Genomic DNA, 25,429 nt, shown 5'->3' on the forward strand with positions numbered 1-25,429 from the left:
CTATTTAATACAACTATTTTATAGCTAAAACGCTAATAAAACCTTCCCCCCTTTATCATAAGCGAAGGCATCTTTAAATTGTTCGGTAGGGAAAACTGCTGATGCCGCAAGCTGAAATTCGGTCCTGCCAATGGAATGTACCAAATGACTGATCATCTGTGTTTTTTCTTCGAGCGAAAGCCCTGCCACGTATCCCCTCACACCAAAACCTTTAATAACCAGGTTTTTAAAAACGACTTCGGCGTTGAGGTAGGCAGCCGGCCGTGGATTAAGCAAGCCATAAACAATCAGATGCCCTCCGGGTGATAACGAGGATATTATTTCAGTAGCCAGCTCCCCACCTACCGCGTCAAGCGCTGCTTTGATGCCTTTGCCTTTGGTAATTTTATCAATAACCTGTTTAAGTTTACCGGATTCAGGAACTATTACTTCCTCGGCTTTTAAAGCTAATAACTCTTGCTTTTGCGCCTCATCGCGTACTGTGGCTATAACACAAATACCTTTTTCGGCGGCAAGTTGTATTACTATACGCGATACTGTGGAATGGCCCGCGGTAAGCAGCAGCCAGTCGCCGCTTTTTACTTGTGCTTCTTGTATTAAACCATATGCGGTGTACGAATTGAGTAATAATTGCGCGGCTTTTGCTAACGGGAAGGTATCGGGCAATAATACTACGTCCTGCTCATCGACTACCACATATTGTGCCCACGCCCCAATTTTGCTAAAAGCTACCAGGCTTCCTTTGGGAATAAGACTGTCATGCCCGGCTTCTTCAACATAGCCGGCTCCTTCCAGTCCTGCTATTTGGGGCAGCACCGGCTGATAGCGGTATTTTCCGGCAATAAAAAGCAGGTCGGCCGGGTGTACAGGGCAGGCCTTCACCCTGATGAGCAACTGGCCGGAAGCCGGCTTAGGGTAGGCTAAATGTTTCAGTTGTATCACATCAGCGGCATTGCCTGCTTGCTCAAAAACCAATGCTTTCATAGTTGAAATACAAATTTCGGCTATGAAAGTTTTAGCAGGGTGGTTTCCAATACAGGTGATTGGGAGGCAGAGCGGAGATAATAACAACCCTGCTCTACGCAATTTAACTGATGATATCTATTAAAAGTATACCAGCCGGATATACTGCGGCTACGGTTTGGATGTGGCTCATCAGATTTTTATCTGCCAGTTGCTAACAACAATAAAGGCTTTCACCTTATTGAGAAAGCCTTTATTGTTATTGTTTATGCCCTTTTAAAACTTAATGCTCATGCTTAATGTACCACGAGTTGGATTTTGCGGCGCCAGACGGAACGACCAATATTTTTCGTTGGTCAGGTTATCCAGCTTAAAGCCTATGCGGTATTTAGGCTGATCATAAAACACAGTAGCATCAACCGTGGTATATGAGGGTATAGTGAATTTAAACGTAGCGGTATTGGTTTGGTATGAATCGCTTCCGTAGTTGCCACCCACGCCAAGACCTAAACCCTGAACTTTACCGTGGGTAATGCGATAGCTCATCCATAGGTTGGCCAACCTTGCCGGACCTGAGTTGGCAGGACGTAAACCCTGCAAGCCCGTACCCGGAGCAGCATTAGTTATTTTGCTATTGTTGTAAGCAAAGCCAGCTACAATGTTGAAACCGTTAAAAGGATTAGCAATCAATTCAGCCTCGATACCTTTGCTAAGTTGAGTACCCGCCTGAGTTGAAAAGCCGGGATGGGCAGGATCATCCATAGTAGTGTTGGTTACCGAAATATCGTAGTAACTGATAGTCGAGCTGATCTTGTGATCCCAGGCATCAACCTTTACACCGGCTTCCCACTGGTTGGCATATTGCGGTTTAAAGGGTGTGTTATCAAAACTGGTGGCGCTTACATTATTAAAACCATTCATATAATTACCAAATAATGATACCTGGTCTTTAAGTATCTGGTAAACCAAACCAAATTTGGGCGACCATGCCGTTTGGCTGAAATTGCCGGTGGTTTTGCCATCGGCGGGTGTGTAAGCGCCTTTGTTAACAAACCTGTCGATACGGATGCTGGCCATGGCGTTCAGGCGTTCGGTAATATTAAACACATCTGATACATAGGCAGCGTAAGAGCTTTGGTTGTTTTGAACATAATCGCCAGGCTTGGGAGCGGCAGCGGCCACAAGTGCCGAAACTTTATCTGCCGTAAAACTATTATAAGCTGCTCCCGGATCAAGGTAACTGATTGCCGGGGTGCTTACGGTAACATTGGTATTATTGCTTTTTTGATTATAATACTCTAAACCTGCAACAATGCGGTTACGGAACTGACCGATTTTAAAATCGCCTATAAAGTTTTGCTGTACGTTGGTGATATAGTAAGGATAATCTTCCTGGGTAACCTGCCGTTTTATCTGCTTGGAACTATCAACAAGCGTAAATGCCGTAACCATGCCCTTGGTAGTTGAAAAGGTTTTATTGAACATGGTTTGAGATTTCCAGTGATCCGAAATTTTGTAATTGATCAATGAATAAAGATCAATTTGCCTGCTCAGGTAATCAATGCTATTGTTACCGAAAGAACGTTTATAGTCGATGCCCAGATCTTTAACATTATAGGTCTTTCCTTTGATATCCGGGGCAAGCCTGTAGGCCGAAGTGGCGTTCGAGTTGCCTATTTCAGCGTCAACATCAACCGATAAACGATCATTAACGATGTAGGTTATGCTGGGAGCGACAAAAAAACCACGATTAAAACCCGCGTCCTGGAAACTATGCTCATTGTGCAATGCCGCGTTCACGCGGAACAGCACCGTATTATCCTTATTTAAAGGCATGTTAACATCAGCTGTAAGGCGATTGAGATCGAAGCTCCCTGTTTGGTAAGCAATTTCGGTACGCGGCGTTTCATTAGGTTGTTTGGTAACACGGTTAAACAAACCACCGAATGAAGCCAGGCTGCTGTTGAACAGCGTACCTGTAGGGCCTTTTATAGCTTCTATCTTTTCAATATCGGCAGGGTCGATACTATTAAAATTATACCCCGCCACGCTGTTACGGATAAAGTTGCCGGTAACAAAACCTCTTGATAGCAAGGTGGTACGCCCGTTATTATATACTAATGGCACACCTGTACCCGGGATATTTTTAAAACCATCTGCATAGCTGGTCACGATCTGCTCTTTCATCAGCTCGCTGGTAACCACACTGTATACCTGCGGGTTTTCCAGGTTTTTTAGTGGCAAACGGGCAACATCTTCAGTTTCCTTTTTTAGGAATTTGTTGTGCCTGGCACTTTTAACATAAACCTCCTGCAGGTCTTTTGCTCCTTCGGTTAAAACAAAACTTACTGTGGTGGTTTCGCCTGCACTAACAGTAACCTCTTTGGTTTGAGTTTGCAGGCCGATAAAACTTGCAACAATGGTGTATATACCAGCCGGAACATTTTTAATAGTAAAATGACCGCTTTGCCCGGCAGTAGCACCAAACTTAGTATTGGTTAAAACAATATTGACATACTCAGCAGCCTTACCATCGGCAGTTTTCACAGTACCCTTTATAGTTCCTGTGCCGGTTTGCGCAGCTGCGTTATAGTTTAAAAACAGTATCGCCAGTATAAAGCTAAAAGCTATTTTGAATATTACTTTAAGAGTTGAAGAAACATTTGTTATGGCAGGCTTGCCGGAAGCAAGAATAGGGGTAAGTGTAAAATGCATGTTTTACTAAATAAATTAATTAAAGGATCAGCGTTAATCCGGGCCACGAAGTTTTGGCAACCGCGCTAAGCCCAGGCCGGGCGCAAAGTTATATTTATTTAGATTAATTACAAATAAGGGTTTAAAATATAAAATATCAGCTAACGATAAGCCACCTATGCTATCACGAATAGGTATCTTGATGAAGCTTACAACTTACGTAGTTCATCAATCATCGCCGGGCGGCGGGCATATCTAATTTTGAGTTGCTTCACAAGGTCCATAATTTGATCCTTACCCGCCGGGATATCTGTCAGGATCATTTCTATTTTGCTGACTAATGCCGAGTACCCACTCCTTTCATTGACACGATCAGCATAGGCATCCAGCGCAGGGAGATAAATCTCTATTAATTCTGTCGGATAGTGCGGGCATAAATACTTGTGATATTGTAATATGCAGTCAAGGCCGGGTTCGTTTTTAACTAACGCAAAAAGCCGGTCAGGATAATTCTCCTCAATATAAAATGGTGCCAGGTTACTTAATAGCTCACTATTTAACGACCTCCATTTATTTTTTTTCTGATAGTTTATAGCCTCTTTGATCTTTTTTTCAATCTCTTTTTCAATTATATCGCCCCACTCATCGGCACTAAATGTATTTTTCCATTGGTTGTAGTATTGCTTATTGAACATGTTACCAAAAGCAAATTGCTTACAAAATCTCCTTATCGTTAAAATATCATTTTCAATCTCTGCAATACGTAATAACTGTTCTTCCCAATCTCTGAGGGTACCTCTCAAATTTTCCTTTTCCGCGATTTGAATACCACCAGCTATCAACATTTTTGCAGTTTCAAAATTCCGGGCACTAATCGCTTTATCCACCTGGTCCTGCCTTATTGTTTTAATATGCAGGTTTTCATTAATTAATTCCACTACCTCTTCGGCCCTGCCTGCATTTTCAAGAAAAGCGATTTTTTTTTCGAGGAAGAAATTTCGGGTATAACCACCCCCTGGCTTCCGGAGTTTGGTATCTATAAAGTCTAAAAATTCTGTGCTTTTCCCGAGATTGCCTGCAAGGATTTCAAAAGTTTCAAATAAGTTATAACCAATATCGCCATCAAAATATCGCTCGTTATGGAGTTCATCTGTAATAAATTTGAAGATAGCTTCCTTGATGTCAACGGCAGCATCTTCATCGGCAACTATATCATCTATCAGTTCAACCACATCAAAAATGATTCCGCCTATGTCTCCGCTTGAGTCATCGGCTGAAAGCGAGATCCATAACACTTCCTTCAATAAAACCGATGCGATGGAGAAAGCGTCTTTATAATTCCCTTTTTTGATAAAGCTATTGGCATCGCCAATAAATTTGTCTATTTCCCTGGCAAAACCTGTTGCCGAACGATATTCAATAAACCCATGGGGTGCGTGTTTCTTAAATAACTTTTGAATAAGCTCTGTGTATTTTTCGCCTACGTTTAACCTGTCATCTTTGTCGGCAAAAAACACTTCAAATGCGATTTTGAAATCTTTGTTTTTACCTGCAAAGTGCTTTACGAAAGTACGGTATTCATCTGCACTAATTTTTGACAGCAACGCATCAAACTGATTTTTCTTCTTTTCGTTTTCAGGAATATTGACAACTTCTTTAAATTCGTCGCGAATGGTAAAAAGTACGGCGGCAATATGCTTACAGGTATCCCCATCATAAGGGCAATCGCAGTAATAATCGCCAATCTCTTCACCTGCCAATATTGTTATCGTTACCTGATAACAATCAGAGCCTTCTACTTCGGCAGTCCAATCTCCCTCATCTTCTTCAATGCTTAAAACAGCACCATCCTTATAGTACTTTTTCCCTCTTTGGAGTATTGCTGGATTAATCCACCTTTCAAAGTTTTTTAACGTGAGCTTTTCTTCGTTATAAATTATTTGCACCTTACGATTAATTATTTTGATCCTTACCTTTATATAAGTTATAGCTTATTTTACTTTTATACCCTATTTCGAAAATTAAGATTAAGATATGGCAATAGAAATAAAACCCGAAATAATAAAAGAAATTGCAGGCTGGCTTGATACCGGCATGCTTTGTTTTTATCATAAAACCACAGGTGAGCTTGAATCTTACCCGGAAAATTTAGAATACTCTGGGATGGAAGACATGTGGACTGAAGTTACCGAAAAAATAGACGCAAACCCGGATGACTATATAGCGTTTGAGCCGATGCCCAGTTCCGAAGCGTTCAGGGTAATGGAAGACTTTGCAGGTACAATTGAAGACTCATTTACATATACCAGGTTTAGAGACGCACTTTCACACAAGGGGTCATTCAGAAATTTCAACAATTTACTGCATGAATATCCCGAACTGAGGCAGCAATGGTTTGAGTATAAAAACGAAAGCTATATTACCTACGTAAAAACCCTGATAGCGCTGGAAAATGATTTTGAGTCAGATATGTAAGAGAGCCTGGCTACTTTAATTCTCATAAGTGATCAGTACCGCCAGGTCCTCATTACCGGCAGGCTTTAATCCGTGGCTGCTGCCTGGTTTGGTAAGCACAGCATCACCGGTTTTCATAGAAATCTCTTTGCCGTTCATTGTTAATATGCCGTTGCCCGACAGGATATAGTAGATCTCCTGCTTTTTCTGAAGGTGGTACCCTATAGATGACCCGGGATGCAGGATCCTTTTACGGAAAGCAAATTTTACACTTTTATCATTACCAAAATAAGAGAAAGCTGTAGTATTGCCCCCTCCGTTATGTGAGCCGGGCTCTTCTTTTCGCAAGTCGTTTTCATGCTCCGGAATGTAGCCGCCATCCTGTGGCTTTATAAGGGTAAATGCCAATAATCCGGTTATCAACAGCATTATGCTGCTGCCTAAAATTGCTTTAATCCTGCTGCTCATGAATTTAAGGTTATACACAAATATATTAAAACGGGTTAATATGCCCTTTTAATGTTTGTAACAAACGCAGGATAGAGGGGTAAATTAAAAATGAAGATAGAGCGGAGAAAATTTATTTAACTAATTCCAGCAACCTGATCAATTCTTTGTCGCCAATATCTTCTTGTTCAGATTTATCATAAATAGATAAGAGGAATATTTCTTTGTCAGTTATTGCAACATAGGTGATGACCCTTGCTCCCCCTGATTTTCCTTTCCCTTTGGAAGCAATAGCTAATCTTATTTTATAACATTCATTGCCAAGGGCAAAGCCGTTCGTGGGTTCAGTTTTTAGTGAAGTTATTAAGTCAATCAGCTCTTTCTTTAATGAAGGATATTTTTTTACGAGGCGCTTAAATTGCTTATCGAAAGGAGCAATAGTTAAGATTTTATAACTCATTTAACAAATCTTCAACAGGACGAGTTTTAAGCTTACCCGCTTTAATTCTTTCTACATCGTTAAATGCTTCTTTTATCCTTTTAATTTCGTCAAGAATTTCTGCATCAGGTGTAGAAATAGGTGTTGCCTTAACCTTTGCATAAGATTTAATCATCTCCATAAAGCCGGCGGCCTTATCGTCTGCAATGTCAATCAACAATTTCATTTCTATTATTTTTACTACAAAAATACTATTTTAAAATTAAGAAATGAACGCTTTACGATTACTGTATTAGCGGCTCTTACACACCCGGTTTAAACCAGAACTCCGGACGATACTGCATAATTCTCTTACTATATTAGATCAATATCAAGCATACGTTTTGTGCAACTAATAAACTACTCCTCCTTCCCCGGAAAGCTTTCGCTGCCCCGCATATAGCTGCCCAAACGTTTAAGCAGGTAGGTTGCTTTTATCAGTAATGTTTTATCGGTAATAAAATCGCTGATATCTTCTGCTTTGTTCATCAGCTCCTGCTTATACACGTCCTTAAAATCGAAATAATTGAGCGCAAACTTCCATTTGCCGGTTAAAAACGAAAAAACTTCGCTGTCGTTTTCAAGCAACTGCGAATAGTTAATTACCAGGTAATCATCGGGCTGCAGCTTTTTAAGCATTTTCAATATTGCTTCATTGTAATTGATCCATACTTTTAAATAGCTTTCGGCATGGTCATGGTAAAATGCTTTCAACCTGCGTGGCCGTCTGAAATGAGTCCATACCTGGCGCTGAATATATTTGCGGGCCATATACTTTTGATCAACGGATACAAAATCGCGCCTGAGCAATGAGCTAACCACCGATTGGTAATTACGCAAAACCACCAGGTACCTGGCGCCCGGCAACAGCTTTGCATAAGTATCCAAAAAAAGGCAGGTACGCGGATCTTTCCAGGCCCATTGCTCATAAAGCTGCTGCTTAATACCAATTACGGCTTTCATCTTTTCAAGCTGGTAAAGCGGCACCTCAATATCACGGGTATCGGTTAGCCCCGATACTTCCAAACTGTTACGATCAAGGATCTCTTCATGCAGCTTCAAAAACTCCAGATCTTCAAAGTGGCCATCAACATTGCCTGTACCGCTGCCGCATAAGCGCTCGCCGATTTGCAGGCCGCAGCGGTTTAACCAGTTGGTTATAAGCGATGTACCCGAACGGTGCATCCCTGCAATAATTAACGTTTGCCGGGGCGTGAATTTAACTGTTGTATTGATCATAGCTTGGTTAATAACGGCCGGCTGGCTGTAGTTGCTTAATTTGCACCTGCGGATAGTTGTCAAGAATAAAACCTGCCAACATTTCGGTAGCTTCAATCTGCCTGGTAATATGTGTATTGATATACAGATCAGGCGACGACGGGATTTGGAAAGGGTCATTAACACCGCTTAGATTAGTTACCTTGTCCGGATGGCCTTCGGGCAATAACGCGCGCTTGTAAAGCCCTTTGGTATCCCTTTGCAACAGCGTTTTAACCGGGCAATCAATATGGATCAGCTTCACATCAGGGTAAGTCGCTATCAGTTCACGGCGGATCACGTCGTAGGGGTTTATAGCGCTGATAATAGTCACCACGCCATGCCCTGATAATTTGCCGGCAATAAAACCGAGCCTGCGGATATTTTCAAAACGGTCTTCCCTGGTGTAACCCAGGTTTGGGAACAGCTTTTGACGGTATACATCAGCATCAATAATTTCAACAGGGATATCAGCATCAGATAACCTCATTTTAACATTTTGAGCAAGGGTTGTTTTACCCGATCCGGATAACCCGCAAAGCAGAATAATCATAAGGTGGTGTGTTAAGCGTTAATAATAATTGCTGTGTAAACCGTTATTGAAAGCTTAACGCAAATATTTCGGGCGAAATTGTTATTAACACTTACTGTATCGATACATAGCGATATTGTATCGATGAACAGCAAAATGATGTAGACGGAGAGAAAACTTCAGCAATTAATTATGATTACTGCTTCTGCATGCACCAGGTTGTCATACAGCGCAGGTTTTGCACGTTGGTGGTTTTTATAGGTTCATAAAGCTGTGCGCCCAGCTCACGGGTATATTCAAGCAGGATCTCTTCATTTACCAAAAACCGTTCGGACCCGTCGGGCAGCAGGTAACGGTAATTACCCAAAGGCTGTACCAATGTTTCGATGCCGATATCAGATGCAAGCCTTGCAAAGAAATAACCTCCTGGTTTCAGTACGCGCCATAGTGAGCGTACCATATTGTCAAAATGTTCGGCATCATTAGCAAAATGCAGCACGGCACTGCAAACTACCAGGTCAAACTGCCCATCATCAAAAGGCAGGTCCTCAACAGTAGCTCGCTTAAAATTATCGGGTGAATGATCAGGGCACAGATCGGCAGATAGCCGTTTGGCCAGTTCAACAGCATGCTCGCTTTGATCAATGCCATAAACCTTGAAGCCGTTTTGCAAAAAATAAGCTATGTTTCGCCCGTTGCCGCAGCCTGCGTCAAGTATGGTGCGGCAATCATCAAAGCGTCCTTTCAATAACTGATCGAACAAATAGATATCGATATTGCCGTATAATTTCCGGAGGTTATTGCTGTTCATGGCCAATGCTGTTTTGCACCCGAAATTACTGTTTTATTGGATGCCATGAAGAAAACTTATTAACTTTAAGTATGGCTACCGATATGCATATTTTTTTTCAGTTTATGAAAAGCACCTTGTTGCCGCTGCCGGGTGTTACCCATAAAATGCACTTTGAGCATCCTGCATTTTATGTTAACGATAAGATCTTCGCCAACATACATGAAAAGGATGAGCAACTGGCCATTTACACCACCGAGCGCGAAAAATGGATAGCGCTTGATCCGCATACCTTTTTCATTACCCCGCATTATCAAAATTACAAATACATGCTGGTGAGCCTCGAAACCGTATCACCTGGCGACCTGAAGCAACTGTTAATAACAGCGTACCTTGCAAGGGCCACCAAAAAGCTGATCAGGGAATATGAAAAGATGATAGCAAATGGTTAGCCCGCTGCGCTTTAAGCTTACGGCCGTACGCCATTCAAAGCGTCGCGGTTAAGATAAACGTAAATCAACACCCCTACTACTAAAACCGCCAGTACTACAAGCCCGATCTTCCCTTTTTTCTTATCCTGGCGCATAAGCCAAACCATCGCTGCTATTAGCGGGATAACAAAAACAATGTAAAAAATATATCCTGATGCGTTCATTTTAATTAGTGAATTATTGAGTTAGTGAATTAGTGATTTAGCCTGTATATATTGTTTTGTTGAGCCAGCGCATCAGAATTTAAAATTCAATAATTCGCTAACTCACTAAATCAATAATTGCTTAAAAGGCCATCCGCGCCATCGGGGCAACGTCCTGTCCTATAAACTCGCCTTTAAGGTATTTGTGATACCCGGCTATGGCAATCATGGCGGCGTTATCAGTACAGTATTCCATTTTAGGGATAAAGCTGTTCCACCCGTTTTTTTCGGCCATGGCCTGCAGGCCTAACCTTAAACCCGTATTTGCTGATACGCCACCCGCCAAAGCTATATCTTTTATGCCGTATGCCTGCGCTGCTTTTTGCAGTTTGTTAAGCAAGATCGTAGCGATCCGTTTTTCTACAGATGCACAAATATCGGCCATGTTCTGGTTGATAAAATCAGGTTTTTGAGCTACGTTATCGCGGATAAAATACAGAATGGAGGTTTTCAGGCCGCTAAAGCTAAAATCATACCCCGGGATCTGCGGTTCGGGGAACTTGTATGCGTCGGGGTTCCCCTGGCGTGCGTACTTATCAATGAGCGGTCCGCCGGGATAAGGCAAGCCTAAAATTTTACTGGTTTTATCCATGGCTTCGCCGGCGGCGTCATCAAGGGTTTGCCCTATGATCTCCATATCAAAATAATCCTTCACCAGCACAATTTGCGTATGACCGCCCGATACGGTAAGGCAAAGGAAAGGGAACGACGGATTTTTATCGCCTATAAAATGCGCCAGGATATGGGCTTGCATATGGTTGATATCAATAAGCGGGATGCCTTTTGCTAAGGCAAAAGCTTTGGCAAATGATACCCCCACTAAAAGAGAACCTAAAAGTCCGGGACCGCGTGTAAAAGCTACCGCATCAATATCATTTTTGCTTACTTTTGCGTTTAATAATGCCTGCTGAACAGCCGGAACAATATTTTGCTGATGAACCCTTGAGGCTAACTCCGGGACCACGCCTCCATAGGCCTCGTGTATGGTTTGATTGGCAATAACATTGCTCATGATCACGCCATCAACACAAACCGAAGCTGAGGTTTCATCACATGATGATTCGATTCCTAAAATTACGGGCACGTGTTTAATTAATTATTGAGTTATTGAATTAGCGAATTAGTGATTTATCATTTAGCGGCAAACCATCTTTCTGCAAAATTGTAGAGGAATAGTAATGAATTCGCTAAATCACTAATTCACTAAATCATTAATTTATTTAAAGGTGCAAAGTTATTAAAAAAGTACTCAAAATATTCCTGGGCCTGGTATTGTTCATTTTATTGACATTGAGCATACTTTTGCTCACGTTTCAATTTAAGCCAGTACAAACCTGGGCTGCTAAAAAAGCGGCAGCTTACATTGCCGGCGAATTGAAAACCAAGGTTGGGATTAAAAGCCTTTACCTCAGGCCATTTCGTTCGGTGGTAATTGAGGGACTTTATATTTTGGATAAGAAGCAGGATACTTTACTAAGCACACCCCGATTAGCTGTTGATATTGAGGGTTTTTATCTTTTCAGAAGTATTAAACGCCGTACCATCAACTTTTCCAATATCGAACTGGATAATGGTTCCTTCTATCTCAAAAAACAAAAAGACAGTACTACCAACCTGCAATTTGTTATAGATTATTTTAATTCGGCCGATACCACCAAAAAAATCCAAAACAAACCCTGGACGCTAAATTTTGGCACTATTGCTATCAATAATTTTCATTTCAGGTATAAGAATAGCCTGCGCGATACGGTAATAGCCGGGGTCAACTTTAACGACCTGGATGTGCAGCATTTCAGCACGCTGATACAGGGTATGGATTTAAAGAACCACCTGTTTAAAGCCAATATAAAAAGTTTAAGCCTGCATGAAAAAAGCGGGTTCACCGTAAAACACTTCGCATCGGATGCTACGATTGATACTAACCAGATCATACTGAAGCACCTCGCTATCCAAACACCCCGATCAGACCTGAAGGATTATTTCAGGATGAAGTTTAAATCGTTTGATGATTTTGACGATTTTGAAAATAAGGTACACATGGATGCCAGCTTTAAATCGTCACGCATTTCGTCATCAGATATTTCCTACTTTACCAGTTCATTAGAAAAAGTGAGTTTTGATTTGGGTATTGACGGGCAAGCCAAAGGTTATGTGAACAACCTCAAAGCAAAAAAAGTGACCATTACCGGCGGGCAGGCCACTTTTGTTAAAGGCGATTTTAACCTGCATAACCTTACCGATTGGGATAACGCATTCCTGGAGCTAAAATTTGACCAGGTGGCCTCCAACAAAAAAGACCTTGATTACCTGATCAGCCATTTTTCGGGGACGCCTACAGAAAGGGCTCCGGCCATACTTTCCAAATTCGGCAACTTTAATTTTACCGGCAGGTTTACCGGCTCGCAGAATGATTTTGTTGCTTATGGTGTTTTTAAAACTGCTCTCGGTCGTTTTGATTCAGATATCAACCTTAAAATTGATAAAAATGACCGCCCAAGCTATAGCGGCAGGGTTAACGCCTATGCCTTTGACCTGGGCACCCTGCTTGATCAAAGCGATTTGGGCAGGGCCACCTTTACTTCAAACATACAGGGCAGCGGCGACGCGCTGAAAAGCCTTACTGAAAAAGTGGATGCAAAAATCGCATCCATCACTTATAATAACTACACCTATAACAGGCTTACACTTAACGGCAGTTTTATAAACAGGCTGGCCAACGCTCATATTACCATAAACGACAGGAACATAAAGCTTGACCTTAAAGGCAAGGTTAACCTTAACCCTGCTTTGCCAACTTATGATTTAACTGCCGATATCAGGGACGCTAACCTGAACAAGCTTGGTTTTACCAAAGATACTTTAACTGTAAGCACACTGCTTAAAACCCAGTTTAAAGGCGATGATCTGGCCAATTTGCAGGGCAACATCCTGTTCTCGCCGGCAAGAGTAATAGATCCGCGGAATAATTACGCGGTTGACTCACTTTACTTGTCAGCAGAAGGAATGGGCAATAACCGCACCATCGCTTTAAAATCTGACTTTGCCGATGGTAGTATCAAGGGCAAATACGATCTTGCAACCCTGCCTTCGTATTTTAAAACCATCGTTAAAAAGTATATCCCTTCCATAAAAACAACTATAGTGCTGCCTAAGCCCGAGGAGTTTGATTTTACGCTGAACCTTAAAAACCTCGATCCGCTTACAGCAATCTTCCTGCCCGATCTGAAAATCCCTGAGCAAGGAACTTTTGTTGGGCAGTTTAACTCGGAAAAGAAAACAGCTACGCTATCGGGCTATATCAAAACGCTTAAATACGGCAAAACTGTTTTCCATGATTTTATTATTGACGAAAACACTACCGACAGCTTGCTGGGGCTCAACGTATCCCTGAGACGGGTTGATTTAACCGACAGCCTTTTTATCAAGGATATCAACATTACGAACTTCCTGAAAAACGACAGCCTTAATTTTAACGTTAAGCTCTCCGACAAAAACGCTGTTAACCAACTGGACCTTTATGGCCTGGTTGAATTTGGCCGCGATACTACGGCCAAGCTTAAACTGCTGCCATCAGACATCATACTGGAAAAAGAGAAATGGAAGATCCAGGAGCAGGTACGCATCCGTTTACTGGACGGCAAAACACAGGTATCAGGCTTTGAGCTTTCAAACGGGCCGCAAAAAGTATTTATCGACGGATTTATATCTGATAACCCTGCCGATGAATTAAAGCTCTCGTTCCAGAAGTTTAACATGCGTACGTTTAACCAGCTCACGCGCACTTCGGGGGTAAACTTAAAGGGCTACCTGGATGGCGATGTTAAAATGACCTCGGTGCTCAAATCTCCGGGCATCGATTCGCATTTAACCATCGATTCACTTGCCATGAATAAAACACTGGTGGGCAATGTGAAACTGGTTACCACGCTTGGCAACGACCGTAAACAAGCGGATGTTAATATGAATATCATTAACCGCGGCCTGGAAACCATGAACATTGGCGGCACCTACTCGTTTGGCAAAGAAACTGATGACAAGCTTGATTTTGATATCAAGATGAACCAAACCGAAGCCATCATATTTGAGCCTTTCATTAACGACCTTGTTTCGGATGTAAAAGGACATGTTTCAACCGATCTGAAACTTACCGGCAAGCCCTCAAACCCGCAACTTAATGGCAGCGTTACTCTTGTTAATACCGGCCTTACCGTTAACTATTTAAAAACGGCTTATACGGTTAATAACAAGCTGGATGTTAATAACAGCATTATCAGCATTAAGGATATGGTTTTGAAGGACATTCACAACGGTACAGGAACCGCCAATGGTACCGTAAACCTCAATAACCTATCTAACCCGGATATTGATGTAACCCTTAAAGCCAATAACCTGATGGCCCTGAATACAACATTCAAAGACAATCACCTTTATTATGGCACGGCTTATGGCACAGGCACTTTCAGCTTTAATGGCCCGGTTGATAACATGAAAATTGATATTACTGCCAGCACCAATGCGGGTACTGTTTTCAATATCCCGCTCAATACCTCGTCTACCGCCAGTGATTACGATTTCATCAAATTTGTAAGCCATAGTGACACCGCAAAAGTAGTTGCCAAAGAGCGTGCTTTTAATGGTGTTACCCTAAACTTTGATTTGAGCGCCGACGAAAAAACCATTGTTAAAATAGCTACGGATTACGGCCAGCTGGAAGGTAGCGGCGTTGCCCGTAATTTAAAATTGAATATTAACAGCCTGGGCGATTTTGAGATGTACGGTGACTTTTTAATATCATCGGGCAAGTTTGAGTTTACTGCCAAAAACTTTATCAGTAAAAACTTTACGGTAAGTCAGGGCGGTACCATCAGGTGGACAGGTAACCCATCAAATGCCGAGATCAACCTTAAGGCCCTGTATGAGGTGCGTACCAGTAAGGCACCGTTATATACTGCGGCAGGCCTGCAAACTCCTACATCGGGGCAGCAAACTTTGGTACAGGCCGAACTGATCCTGACCAAGTCACTGTTACAACCTAATATTGATTTCGACTTTAACTTTCCTACCGATCCATCTGTTAAGGACGATCTGGCAACCTATCTTGCCGACGCCAATAACCGGAGCCAGCAGGCTATCAGTATTATTGTTCGACGTAACTTTACATCAAACAGCAATAACTTAACCAACCAGGTGCTGGGCACAGCCGGCGAGGCGGTGAGCGAATTTGCGTTTAACAAGCTTAACAGCCTGATTTCGCAATCAAACATTAAAAACTTCGACTTAAATATTCGCTCTTTTAATGAGGCAAGTGCTTCGCTGCGCTTTTTTGATAGCAGGCTATCATTTAACGGAAGCTTATTCAGCAACAACGGCTCAAATGATATTTTTAATAACAACAACAGCAACCTGTTTAACCAGCGGTTTAACAGCCTCACCAAAGACTTTGAGGCCTTATATAAGATACGCCGCGATGGTAACCTAACTGCAAGATATTCATACCGTGCGTTAAACAACGTAACACTAAGCAGCCTTACAGACGTGCTGGCACCACAGTATGTAAACGGGTTAGGTTTGGTATACCAACGTGATTTTGACACTTTTGGCGAGTTTATCCGGAACATATTCAGGCAGGGACGTCGCAAAAACGCACCGGTTAACCCGGCTCCTATCCCAACATCCATTACTACTCCGGCAGCCAGGCCCGATGAAGATGAGGACCAATAAAAGCTAAAGGCAGAAAGCTTAAAGCAAAAAGCTTCTTCGCAAATACATTAAAAAATAAAGGCTTAAAGCAGATGCTAAAAGCCTTTAATATGGGTTAAAATAAAAATCATGCGCGGCTTTTTGCTTTCGGCCTTCGGGTTTTAGCTTAATGATCGCGCATAATGGCATGGTCCATCTTGTCGCGTTTAGTGCGCAGGTAAGTTTCGTTATGTGGGTTTGACGCTATTTCGATAGGTACATTTTCAACAACTTCCAAACCGTAACCGATAAGGCCTGCCCGTTTTTTGGGGTTGTTGCTCATTAAACGCATTTTGGTAATACCCAGGCTGCGCAGGATCTGTGCGCCGATACCATAATCGCGCTGATCCATTTTAAAGCCCAATTTCAGGTTAGCATCCACAGTATCATAACCGTTTTCCTGCAAATGATAGGCCCTTAATTTATTGATCAGGCCAATGCCGCGACCTTCCTGGTTCATATAAACAATAGCACCCTTACCTTCCCTACTGATCATCTCCATCGCTTTATGCAACTGCGGACCGCAATCGCAACGGCATGAGCCAAAAATATCGCCGGTCATGCATGAGCTATGTACGCGGACCAAAATAGGCTCACCGGGCTCCCAGGTACCTTTTACCAGGGCAAGGTGGTTTTCGCCGGTATCAACCTGGGTGTAGGCTATCATATCAAAATCACCCCATTCGGTAGGCATTTTAACAGCCACTTCACGTTTCACCATCGACTCATGCTCCAGGCGGTAGGCGATCAGGTCTTTGATCGATACTATTTTAAGGTTAAATTCTTTGGCAATCTCCAGCAGATCGGGCAGGCGGGCCATTTCGCCGTCTTCCTTCATAATCTCGCAGATAACACCGGCTGGTTCCATTCCGGCTAAAACAGCCAGGTCAATAGCAGCTTCGGTATGCCCGGTACGACGCAGCACGCCGCCATCCTTGGCTATCAGCGGGAAAATATGCCCCGGGCGACCAAGATCTTCGGGTTTAATTGCCGGATCGATAAGCGCAAGCGTAGTTTTTGACCTGTCGCTCGCAGAGATCCCTGTAGTACAGCCATGCCCAAGCAAATCGACAGAAACCGTAAAATTAGTTTCGTGCGATGTGGTATTGTGGCTTACCATAGGCATCAGGTCAAGCTCGCGCGCCCTTTGCGCTGTAATTGGAGCACAAACCAAGCCGCGGCCATGGCGGACCATAAAATTAATTGTTTCGGGAGTGGCATTGCGGGCGGCCGTTAAAAAGTCGCCTTCGTTTTCACGATCTTCGTCATCAACTACGATAATTGTTTTACCTGCTTTGATTTCTTCAATCGCTTCCTGTATGGTGTTTAACATTCTATACTTACTTGTTGGGTAGCGCCTAAACGCTTGTTTAATCTAAATCAAATTTAACGCATATTACCATGACTTGGGTCGGCCTTGTGTAAAATGATAATGCTTTTATAATATGGCGTTTATTAAATATACCGTTAATGACCGTGGCGGGTTGCCTTGGGCTTAAACTTTGCTGCCACGCGGTTTACAAAGCGTTTATAAATTTCCATATCAAACAGGGCGGAGTCTGTAGCCGCTTTATAAGAAAGGAACAAACCGATAGGCAGCAGCGTGATAATAGAAATCCACATGCCCAGGTACTTGTTAATATCGCCGCCCTTAACCGATTTTTCGCCAATAGTGGTAATGATATAGTAAATGAGGAAAAATACCACCGAAACTACAACCGGCAAGCCCAAACCACCTTTGCGGATAATGGAGCCCAGCGGCGCACCGATTAAAAACAATACCAAACAAGCTACCGAAAGGTTATATTTTTTTTGATACTCTACGAAATACCTGCGGATGCCTTCCGAATCGCCTTTATACCTGTCGCTCCGGTTCTTGATCACATCCTTGATCGACCTTATTTCGGAAGCCGCACTGTTGAGGCTCATTTGCTGTTCGGATAAGGTAAGGCCCTGAAAGGCATCTTTTTTTGGATCAAACGCTTTATAATTTTTAACAGCCTTTGATTGCGCAGGTATTGAATAGTATTTAATGTACGGTGTAACCAGTTTATAATTTACCATCACATTGCTATCCACAGAACGCTGCGACGAATCGAGATAATGCCTCAGCTGTTTAATGTTCATCATTTGAGATGCGGACTTAAACTCGCTTTCACTGGTACGGGTAAGCTTAAATGCCGACAGATCAAACTTGGTTTCGGTTTCCTTAAACCGTTGGCGTAAAAGGCGCTGCCGGGTATTATATGTGGCATTTTCGGAAGCGGTTTCTTCGTATCGCACCCCGTCTTTTAAACGCAATACCAGGTATTTATCGCCCATGGTACGGAACATGGTGCCTTCGCGGGCCAGGATCACCGAATTATTATTATCACCATTCGGGCTTTTTTGATAGATCATGATATCATACAAACGCTGACCATCGGGATCCTTACGTTTTACCCGGATTGTATAGCCGGGAAAACTGGTACTGAACACTCCCTCGGGCAATAAATCGGCCGATTTTTGTTTCCGGGCATCATACAACAGCGAATAATATTTAAGGTTGGCCACCGGCAGCATATAATCAGAAAAAAAGAACGCCGCGATACTAAGTATGGAAATGATCACGATCATTGGATACATGGCCCGGCGCAACGAAATGCCCGCCGCTTTGATGGCAACAAGCTCGTAATTTTCGCCAAGGGAGCCATAGGTCATGATGGTAGAGAGCAGGATGGATAACGGGAGGGCCATTTGAACATTGGTGGCCGAATTATACAACATGAGCTCCAGGATGGTATACCAGGCAAAGCCCTTGCCAATAAGGTCGTCAATGTATTTAAACAAAAACAACATCAGCAACACAAACATCACGATGAAAAGCGTAACCAAAAAAGGCCTTATAAATGATTTAAGGAGTAAAAGGTGGATCTTCTTCATTAGTGCTATTTGCAATTAACAGGGGCAAAACCGGTTAGCCGCACAGTTAAAACCCATTAACGTGCAAAACCAGTTCAGCGTACAAAATTAGCTAAAATAAAGTTTTATCAGGCGCCCAATACACTTATGAGGTAATCGATAGAGTTATCCCAGATCTGCTTTCGTTCTGTAATGGCATCTTCGGTGGCAAAATCAGTAATGGCCAGGGCTACATCATTGGTAAGCTCATCCTGCATTATTTCCATTTCAAAATAATACTGGGCATCATCATCGAGCCATTTAAAACGTACGGATCTGTTTTCCTTAACTGAGCAAAGTTTGGCTTTTTGCGATTCGTCATCCCATGTAAAAGTATAAACATGGTCACGAATATTAACCTCATCGGCAAACCATTGAGACAAGCCATTAGGCTCGCTTAAGAAGCTGAACAGGATACGCGGAGATGACTTAATCTCGTACTCAATGGTAAATTTTTTCTTTTCGGACATTCGGTTTACACTTAAAAAAACAGGAACAAAAGTAAATGTGAAACATTTTTTCTAAAGAAAACGAATTTCTACTATATTTGCAAACCTTTTTAGGGACGGCTACTTGTTTTATAGCAAGGCCACTCTTTTTATTAACCACAAAAGGAGCCATAAAAATAAAAACGGCGGGGTAGCTCAGATGGTTAGAGCGTAGGATTCATAACCCTAAGGTCGGCAGTTCGATCCTGCTCCCCGCTACTTGAAGATGAAGCAGTTACAGTAAAACGTAGCTGCTTTCGTTTTTTCTGGTCATGCAGTGTTCGTGCCCCCTTAATAATGGAGTTAATGCAATGAATTTACTTGTTTGGGCGAAAACCCGAAATGCCGTGAAAAACTTGCTGAAAAACTTGCCGGACTGCTGAAACCCACCTGGTAAGCCACTTCCGCAATGGTGGCTGTGCGGCGCGCCAGGAGATCGTGTGCATGTTGTAACCGTATTTCGCGTACCAGTTCGCCAGGGACCCGGCCAGTTATTGCCTTTAATTTTCGATGCAATTGAATTCTGCTCATATCAATATCCCCAGCCAGCTGATCGGTCCCATAGCTGTTGTCATCCAGGTTATTTTCAACCGCGGCTTTTATCTTATTTAAAAAAAGCCTGCTCTATCGTCGGCATATTGGGCAACTCTATCAGCCATCTCTTGTGCATTGCGACATGTTGTTTCAAAATATTGCGCGTGCCGATCAGGGCCAGCAGTTCGCGCTTCTCAAAGGGTTTGGCAAGATAAGCATCAGCTCCTGTTTGAATACCTTTTACACGGCTATCTACGTCGGCCTTTGCTGTCAGCATGATGACCGGGATTTGGCTTGTCCGTTCGTCTTTCTTCAATATCCCGCATAACTCGTAACCATCTGTATCGGGCATCATCACATCGGTAATAATGAGTGCCGGGATTTGTTCTATACCCATTGTGATTCCTGCCTTGCCGTCCGAAGCGGTAATCACCCGGTACTGCTCCGCAAGCTGACGTTCAATAAAGTCACGGAGTTCCCGGTGATCCTCTACCAGCAAAATCAAGTCCATATCGGTCTCTGTTTTCTCGGGTTTTGCTTCTTCGCTTTCAGCGGCTGCTTTCATGGTCTTAAATTCCACTACACCCTCATGAGTGCCTACAGCTTCGTCTAAAGGCAACTGGATCACCACTTCGGTAAATGCCCCTTCCCAGCTATTTGCCGCAATACTGCCGCCCATTAGCTCAATCAATTCTTTACAAAGCGCCAAACCGATACCGCTTCCTTCTGCAGCCTGGCTGCCCGGCGAATTGACCTGGTAAAAACGACTGAAAATATAGGGAAGCTTTGATCTGGGTATCCCTTTACCTGTATCGCGAACGCGAACTACATATTGATTCCCGGGCATCCCATCGTCGTGATAAAGAAAAATCTCCACCCTGCCGATCGCCGTGAATTTTACCGCATTCCCGATAACGTTCAGCATGACCTTATCCAATTTATCCCGGTCTGCCATTACCCAAAGTTCGCGATAGTTTGACCGGAAATGCAGTGTGATGCCTTTTTGCAATGCAAGCGGCTCGAAACTTTGGACATGGCCTAATAATAATGCGTTTAAATCGAGCGGTTCGTACAACAATTCCATTAATCCCTGCTCCAGCTTACTCAGATCAAGCAACTGGTTGATGAGCCTCAGCAAGCGCTCGGCATTATTCAGGATCATCCGGTAATCCCGCAGCAATGATGGATCGGAGGTCTTGCCGGCAAGTTCCTTAACCGGATTGAGGATAAGCGTCAACGGCGTCCGGAATTCGTGCGCAATAGAACGGACATCAGGTGGTGTATTTGCGTTATTTATTTCAGGATGAAAGAACCAGTGTTTATCACGCAGTGATATTTCATTGTAGGCGCCGAAATCTTTTTGATGCAGAATTACCGTGTCTTGCGCATTGGCCGTACCGTACAAAGCCAAAAGCAAAAGCAACAAGACGAAGGTACATTTAGCTGGATGCATGTGAGATTAAGTTTGCGTAAAACTGCCGGGATTTTATAATCAAAAATATATTATATTTATTATAATATACAGATACTGAAGGGCTTTATTCATAACAGAGCGGCCTTAATATTAGTTAATGCCTTTTTCCAGCCTGGCGTTTTGACCCGCAAATATCTTCCATTCACCGTCCCGTTTTACCACTACGATCATCCGGCGAAACTCAAACGTTTGACCCGGATATCGTTCGTCGCCGGCAAGACCCGTTCGTACGTGTACAACCGCAAGGTCCTGATTCAGATAGGTAATATCTTCAACAGCCCGGGTATAGTACCGGGTGTTTTTAAAATAAGTATTATGAACCTGCTTATAATGCCTAAAAATATCATCCCGACCTTTATAGTAGGCGCCAAACCAGTTTACCCAAGTAGCATCAGAGGTGTAGTTGGCCGCCAGTTTTTCCGGGTTATGGCTATTCCATGCATCTTCATAACTTTTGATCATCTGCCGTATCGCAGCGTTGTTCGATGCAGTGTCAGGCTGCTGGGCCAGTACGCTGGTACTGCATAGCCATATCAGAAGTATCAGGCTTGTTATCTTTTTCATAGGTATTATATACAGGTGGACAAACATCCATAGCGGATACTACAAATAAAGGTGATACTTCATGATGTTACTTATGTTTATGTTACAAATCCTTTATCTTTTGTTACATACAGCTAAACCTGCCCGATTCATCCTTGCGGATGCATGTAGAAATGGCCGGCGGTTGGGATGAAGAAAAACAAAAAAATCTTTGCCGACTTCTGGCAAGTTTTTACGGCATGAATATTGAAATTAATAGCGTTATGAAATACACACACGCTATTTTAGGAGGAACCGGCCATATCGGTGCCGCGCTTTCGACCGCTTTGCTACAAAAACAACAAAAGGTGATGATCATTGGCCATGATCCGGCTAAAGCTGTCGAATGGACTGTTAAGGGGGCAGCCTATGAGGTTGCAGACATCCGGGACACAACCCGTTTAAAAGAATTGTTCGGACAGGAGGAGCGCCTGTTTGTGCTGAACCCGAATGCGGCTCCCGATAAAGATATCGACGCGGTGGAAAGGGAACAGATCGGCAGTATCCTAAACGCGCTTGAAGGGGCCGAACTGAAAAAGATCGTCGCCGCTTCTACTTATGGCGCACAGCCCGGAGATCATATTTTTGACCTCGGTGCACTGTATGAATTAGAGCAGGGCTTAGCCAAATTGGACATCCCGCTGGCTGTGATCCGCAGCGCTTATTACATGAGCAATTTTGACCAGGCAATACCAGCCGTCCGGGAAAAGGGAGAATTGACCACTTTGTTTCCGGCGGACTTTAAGCTGCCCATGGTCGCGCCGGCAGATATCGGTGCATTTGCAGCCAAATTAATGCTGGATGACCAGACCGGGCTGTTCTTCCTGGAAGGGCCTGAAACCTATTCTAATCAGGATGTGGCTGAAACATTCGGTAAGCTATTGCACAAAACGGTAAACGTGGTGACTATCCCGGAAGCTGGTTGGAAAGACTTTATGATAAAGGGCGGCTTTTCCGAAAAAGCGGCGGCATCTTTCGCTAATATGACGAGACTTACCATTAGCCAGCAATCGGAAATTCCAACCGCCCAACACGGGCCTACCACCTTGTTTCACTACCTGGAAAAGCAATTGCAGGTTAATGGTGCTTAAAATACTGTATCTCTTTTTCGTGTTTCATCGCGGCTTCTTTTGAATCGAAAGTGCCGAGATTTTTACGCTTGTGGGTTTCAGGATCAACCTTTTTGGAGTAGATCCTGTATTGCCCTGATTTTAATTTCCTGATCATTATTTATTAACATACCGCGAGCGGCAATGTTTACGCAAACAAACAATAGAACGTATTAGCCGTGATACCCCGGCAATATTGACAAATGGCCACGAGGTAAAAGTTGTGACATGGCAACAGAATACCGCAGCCTTTTTATTCTAATCGACTTAATATATTCAGTGCTGGTCAAAGAATTCAGCCATTTGTGCTAAACCAGTTTTTGAAAACATTCTCTCTGAATTTTCCAGCGTGTCTTTTGTGGCCTTAGCTCCTCTTGCAACCATTTCTTTTTCAAAATGGGCAATCGCCGCTTTGATATCAGTAAATTGATTTCCGGTTAAACATTCGGCCAGTTCAAACGAATCCTGCAATGCTACATTAGCACCTTCGCCCGCATACGGTGGCATTCGGTGTGCGGCATCTCCAATCATTGTAAGGCTCTCATCCGTTTCCCAGCTTTGATTTAAAGGGAAATAATATTGCGGACGGGGAATGAAACAAACCACGTCATTTGTAAAAAACTCATGCCATTCATCGCTCCAGCTGGCAAAATCTTTCTTAAACCATTCAAAAACTTCCTCTTTGTTATTGAAATTAATGCCGCTTTGTTCCAGCCAGTTTTCGGGCGTTTTAAAATTCACCACAAACATAATTGAACCATCGGCTTTTGTGCCATAACCTACAAATCGCCCGTCATCAAACGCCATTACTTTTCCTCCTTTTGCAAAGGAAAAAAGTTTTGGAGTGTATTTTTCAGCGTTGTAAATATTGCCTTCAATCAGCGTGATACCAGAGTAAACCGGTTCAACATCACTTAAATAAGGCCGCACTTTTGAATTGGCCCCGTCAGCCGCAATTACCAGATCGGCATAGGCGTTCGATCCGTTTTTAAAAAACAAACGCCAGCCTTTTCTTTCTCTTTCCATTGAAATGAAATGGCTGTCCCATACCACGGTATCGTGCTGCAAGGAGTTCAATAAAATATCACGCAAAGGCGCACGGTCTATTTCGGGGCGGGTTTCCGCGGTAATAGTCGCGAAATTGTGGTCATCAAATGTAATATTGAGCATCCTGTCCACAAGCAGCATTTTACTTGCTACAGGACGGTGGTATTTATAAAATTCATCCAGCAAACCGCTCCGTTTCAGCGCTTCCAGTCCTGTGCCTTCGTGCAGGTCGAGCGTGGCGCCCTGCACCCGTACATTTCTGTCTATATCCCGTTCATATACTTTTACATCTGCACCTTTAAGTTGTAAAAGTCTTGCTAAGGCCAACCCCGCCGGTCCGCCGCCTACTATGGCAACCTGTTTATTATTTAATAACATAATTTTTCATCGTTTAATTACGATGCAAAATTATTTCTGCCTGATGGCCGATAATAGTATAAATCGGTCGTTTTTGTTTTTGGATAATTCTTTTGGTACAACGCCCGAAAACTTTTTCACTTCTTTGATAAAATGGTTCTGGTCAAAAAAGTTCTCCTCCGGAAACAGCCGGCCGTCTGCAATATGCTCCAACGAGGCGCGGAAACGAAGAATATTGCAATAGGCTTTAAGTGAGATCCCGAATTGCTGATTAAAGTAGCGATTTATCTGCCGGCTGCTCCAAAACACTTTTTCGGAAAGCTCTTTAACCGTGATCCTCCCTTTCGTTAGATAAATCAGTTCAAACAATTTTCGTTTACGTTCATCTATTTCTTCCGGAATAAGTGATCTGATCTTCTGCGTTGCTTTTTCAACAAAGCAGTCAAAATCCAGCAAATCGTTTTCTGTAAACCCCCAATAGCCTTCCGGTAAAAATCTGCCACCGTTTACTATATCGGCAATGGCCTCTCCAAAAATATACTCAACGGCAAGCAATTTGAAGCTAATGCAGAATATTACACTATTGGCCGAAACTTTGGCCTGTTCAAACTGGGTTAGCCCCCCAAGCTGTGCAATACTAAAAGGCTGTGTAGCGGATTTAAAAAGCAATATATCAATAAGTCCGTCGGGTAACCCCGTTGTATCTTTATCGGCGTCCGACAGGTTACGTAAAAACCAAAAGCTATCAACAAAATCCGAAAGTGGTTTACCGGGCCTAACAATTCTGTATTCCAGGTTATTGCTCATAGCTTTTGTTAATTTACTCTATTGCACTTCAAATCAGCTGGTT

General features: G+C 43.0%; 24 protein-coding genes and 1 tRNA gene. 5 read left to right on the forward strand and 20 right to left on the reverse strand.

What is annotated here, in order from left to right:
- Positions 1 to 24: 24 nt before the first annotated feature.
- The 3 genes from MusilaSJ_RS13875 to MusilaSJ_RS13885 all read right to left on the reverse strand — a co-directional run bounded on the left by MusilaSJ_RS13875 (position 25) and on the right by MusilaSJ_RS13885 (position 5,603).
- The gene (locus MusilaSJ_RS13875; protein WP_274985566.1) at positions 25 to 984 is read right to left on the reverse strand and encodes a zinc-dependent alcohol dehydrogenase family protein; all 960 of its coding nucleotides are present in this window, start codon (positions 982 to 984) and stop codon (positions 25 to 27) included.
- Between the two features lie 255 nt (positions 985 to 1,239).
- Positions 1,240 to 3,678, reverse strand: a complete 2,439-nt coding sequence (locus MusilaSJ_RS13880; protein ID WP_274985567.1) for a TonB-dependent receptor — start codon at positions 3,676 to 3,678, stop codon at positions 1,240 to 1,242.
- 188 nt (positions 3,679 to 3,866) lie between these two features.
- Positions 3,867 to 5,603: an SWIM zinc finger family protein gene (locus MusilaSJ_RS13885; protein WP_274985568.1), complete on the reverse strand. Its 1,737-nt coding sequence runs from the start codon at positions 5,601 to 5,603 to the stop codon at positions 3,867 to 3,869.
- 88 nt (positions 5,604 to 5,691) lie between these two features.
- On the opposite strand from MusilaSJ_RS13885, the gene MusilaSJ_RS13890 reads away from it, so the two are divergent.
- Positions 5,692 to 6,132, forward strand: coding sequence for a UPF0158 family protein (locus MusilaSJ_RS13890; RefSeq protein ID WP_274985569.1), 441 nt, complete (start codon positions 5,692 to 5,694; stop codon positions 6,130 to 6,132).
- Between the two features lie 15 nt (positions 6,133 to 6,147).
- On the opposite strand, the gene MusilaSJ_RS13895 is transcribed toward MusilaSJ_RS13890, so the two are convergent.
- The 6 genes from MusilaSJ_RS13895 to MusilaSJ_RS13920 form a co-directional block, all read right to left on the reverse strand.
- Positions 6,148 to 6,579: a cupin domain-containing protein gene (locus MusilaSJ_RS13895; protein WP_274985570.1), complete on the reverse strand. Its 432-nt coding sequence runs from the start codon at positions 6,577 to 6,579 to the stop codon at positions 6,148 to 6,150.
- Between the two features lie 112 nt (positions 6,580 to 6,691).
- Positions 6,692 to 7,018, reverse strand: coding sequence for a type II toxin-antitoxin system RelE/ParE family toxin (locus MusilaSJ_RS13900; protein ID WP_274985571.1), 327 nt, complete (start codon positions 7,016 to 7,018; stop codon positions 6,692 to 6,694).
- Complete coding sequence (locus MusilaSJ_RS13905) at positions 7,008 to 7,223, reverse strand: hypothetical protein (RefSeq protein WP_274985572.1); 216 nt, start codon at positions 7,221 to 7,223, stop codon at positions 7,008 to 7,010. The genes MusilaSJ_RS13900 and MusilaSJ_RS13905 overlap by 11 nt, the downstream gene beginning before the upstream one ends.
- 173 nt (positions 7,224 to 7,396) lie before the next feature.
- A complete protein-coding gene (locus MusilaSJ_RS13910) occupies positions 7,397 to 8,275 on the reverse strand; it encodes a sulfotransferase (protein ID WP_274985573.1) in 879 nt (292 codons plus the stop codon).
- Positions 8,276 to 8,282: 7 nt separating this feature from the next.
- Entirely contained in the window at positions 8,283 to 8,846 is a 564-nt protein-coding gene (locus tag MusilaSJ_RS13915; protein WP_274985574.1) for an adenylyl-sulfate kinase, read from the reverse strand.
- 175 nt (positions 8,847 to 9,021) lie between these two features.
- A complete protein-coding gene (locus MusilaSJ_RS13920; protein ID WP_274985575.1) occupies positions 9,022 to 9,636 on the reverse strand; it encodes a class I SAM-dependent methyltransferase in 615 nt (204 codons plus the stop codon).
- Positions 9,637 to 9,740: 104 nt separating this feature from the next.
- On the opposite strand from MusilaSJ_RS13920, the gene MusilaSJ_RS13925 reads away from it, so the two are divergent.
- On the forward strand, positions 9,741 to 10,067 hold the full coding sequence (locus MusilaSJ_RS13925; RefSeq protein WP_274985576.1) for an MmcQ/YjbR family DNA-binding protein: 327 nt from the start codon (positions 9,741 to 9,743) through the stop codon (positions 10,065 to 10,067).
- Between the two features lie 17 nt (positions 10,068 to 10,084).
- On the opposite strand, the gene MusilaSJ_RS13930 is transcribed toward MusilaSJ_RS13925, so the two are convergent.
- The gene (locus tag MusilaSJ_RS13930; protein WP_091176516.1) at positions 10,085 to 10,270 is read right to left on the reverse strand and encodes a hypothetical protein; all 186 of its coding nucleotides are present in this window, start codon (positions 10,268 to 10,270) and stop codon (positions 10,085 to 10,087) included.
- 121 nt (positions 10,271 to 10,391) lie between these two features.
- A complete protein-coding gene (tsaD, locus tag MusilaSJ_RS13935) occupies positions 10,392 to 11,393 on the reverse strand; it encodes a tRNA (adenosine(37)-N6)-threonylcarbamoyltransferase complex transferase subunit TsaD (RefSeq protein WP_274985577.1) in 1,002 nt (333 codons plus the stop codon).
- A 206-nt stretch (positions 11,394 to 11,599) separates the two neighbouring features.
- Between tsaD and MusilaSJ_RS13940 the strand changes: the two genes are divergently transcribed.
- Positions 11,600 to 16,030 (forward strand): translocation/assembly module TamB domain-containing protein, encoded by a 4,431-nt coding sequence (locus MusilaSJ_RS13940; RefSeq protein WP_274985578.1) that lies wholly within the window; start codon positions 11,600 to 11,602, stop codon positions 16,028 to 16,030.
- A 145-nt stretch (positions 16,031 to 16,175) separates the two neighbouring features.
- Here MusilaSJ_RS13940 and MusilaSJ_RS13945 read toward each other — a convergent pair whose 3' ends face one another.
- From MusilaSJ_RS13945 to MusilaSJ_RS13955, 3 genes are all read right to left on the reverse strand, one after another.
- Positions 16,176 to 17,381: a bifunctional 3,4-dihydroxy-2-butanone-4-phosphate synthase/GTP cyclohydrolase II gene (locus MusilaSJ_RS13945; RefSeq protein WP_274985579.1), complete on the reverse strand. Its 1,206-nt coding sequence runs from the start codon at positions 17,379 to 17,381 to the stop codon at positions 16,176 to 16,178.
- A gap of 134 nt (positions 17,382 to 17,515) precedes the next feature.
- On the reverse strand, positions 17,516 to 18,970 hold the full coding sequence (locus MusilaSJ_RS13950) for an LptF/LptG family permease (RefSeq protein ID WP_274985580.1): 1,455 nt from the start codon (positions 18,968 to 18,970) through the stop codon (positions 17,516 to 17,518).
- 107 nt (positions 18,971 to 19,077) lie between these two features.
- A complete protein-coding gene (locus tag MusilaSJ_RS13955) occupies positions 19,078 to 19,458 on the reverse strand; it encodes an START-like domain-containing protein (protein WP_090534561.1) in 381 nt (126 codons plus the stop codon).
- 163 nt (positions 19,459 to 19,621) lie between these two features.
- On the opposite strand from MusilaSJ_RS13955, the gene MusilaSJ_RS13960 reads away from it, so the two are divergent.
- Positions 19,622 to 19,695 (forward strand) — tRNA-Met (locus MusilaSJ_RS13960).
- An 84-nt stretch (positions 19,696 to 19,779) separates the two neighbouring features.
- Here the strand turns inward: MusilaSJ_RS13960 and MusilaSJ_RS13965 are convergent.
- The 3 genes from MusilaSJ_RS13965 to MusilaSJ_RS13975 all read right to left on the reverse strand — a co-directional run bounded on the left by MusilaSJ_RS13965 (position 19,780) and on the right by MusilaSJ_RS13975 (position 22,048).
- Positions 19,780 to 20,079: a helix-turn-helix transcriptional regulator gene (locus tag MusilaSJ_RS13965; protein ID WP_342457032.1), complete on the reverse strand. Its 300-nt coding sequence runs from the start codon at positions 20,077 to 20,079 to the stop codon at positions 19,780 to 19,782.
- Between the two features lies 1 nt (position 20,080).
- Positions 20,081 to 21,463, reverse strand: coding sequence for an ATP-binding response regulator (locus MusilaSJ_RS13970; protein WP_274985581.1), 1,383 nt, complete (start codon positions 21,461 to 21,463; stop codon positions 20,081 to 20,083).
- A 111-nt stretch (positions 21,464 to 21,574) separates the two neighbouring features.
- A complete protein-coding gene (locus MusilaSJ_RS13975) occupies positions 21,575 to 22,048 on the reverse strand; it encodes an SgcJ/EcaC family oxidoreductase (protein ID WP_274985582.1) in 474 nt (157 codons plus the stop codon).
- A gap of 242 nt (positions 22,049 to 22,290) precedes the next feature.
- Between MusilaSJ_RS13975 and MusilaSJ_RS13980 the strand changes: the two genes are divergently transcribed.
- The gene (locus MusilaSJ_RS13980) at positions 22,291 to 23,157 is read left to right on the forward strand and encodes an NmrA family NAD(P)-binding protein (protein ID WP_274985583.1); all 867 of its coding nucleotides are present in this window, start codon (positions 22,291 to 22,293) and stop codon (positions 23,155 to 23,157) included.
- On the opposite strand, the gene MusilaSJ_RS13985 is transcribed toward MusilaSJ_RS13980, so the two are convergent.
- From MusilaSJ_RS13985 to MusilaSJ_RS13995, 3 genes are all read right to left on the reverse strand, one after another.
- Entirely contained in the window at positions 23,144 to 23,293 is a 150-nt protein-coding gene (locus MusilaSJ_RS13985) for a hypothetical protein (RefSeq protein ID WP_090534531.1), read from the reverse strand. The genes MusilaSJ_RS13980 and MusilaSJ_RS13985 overlap by 14 nt on opposite strands.
- Positions 23,294 to 23,451: 158 nt before the next feature.
- Complete coding sequence (locus tag MusilaSJ_RS13990) at positions 23,452 to 24,600, reverse strand: FAD-dependent oxidoreductase (RefSeq protein WP_274985584.1); 1,149 nt, start codon at positions 24,598 to 24,600, stop codon at positions 23,452 to 23,454.
- 30 nt (positions 24,601 to 24,630) lie between these two features.
- The gene (locus tag MusilaSJ_RS13995) at positions 24,631 to 25,386 is read right to left on the reverse strand and encodes a helix-turn-helix domain-containing protein (RefSeq protein ID WP_274985585.1); all 756 of its coding nucleotides are present in this window, start codon (positions 25,384 to 25,386) and stop codon (positions 24,631 to 24,633) included.
- Positions 25,387 to 25,429 lie beyond the last annotated feature (43 nt).

It is taken from the genome of Mucilaginibacter sp. SJ (genome assembly GCF_028993635.1).
GTDB lineage: Bacteria > Bacteroidota > Bacteroidia > Sphingobacteriales > Sphingobacteriaceae > Mucilaginibacter.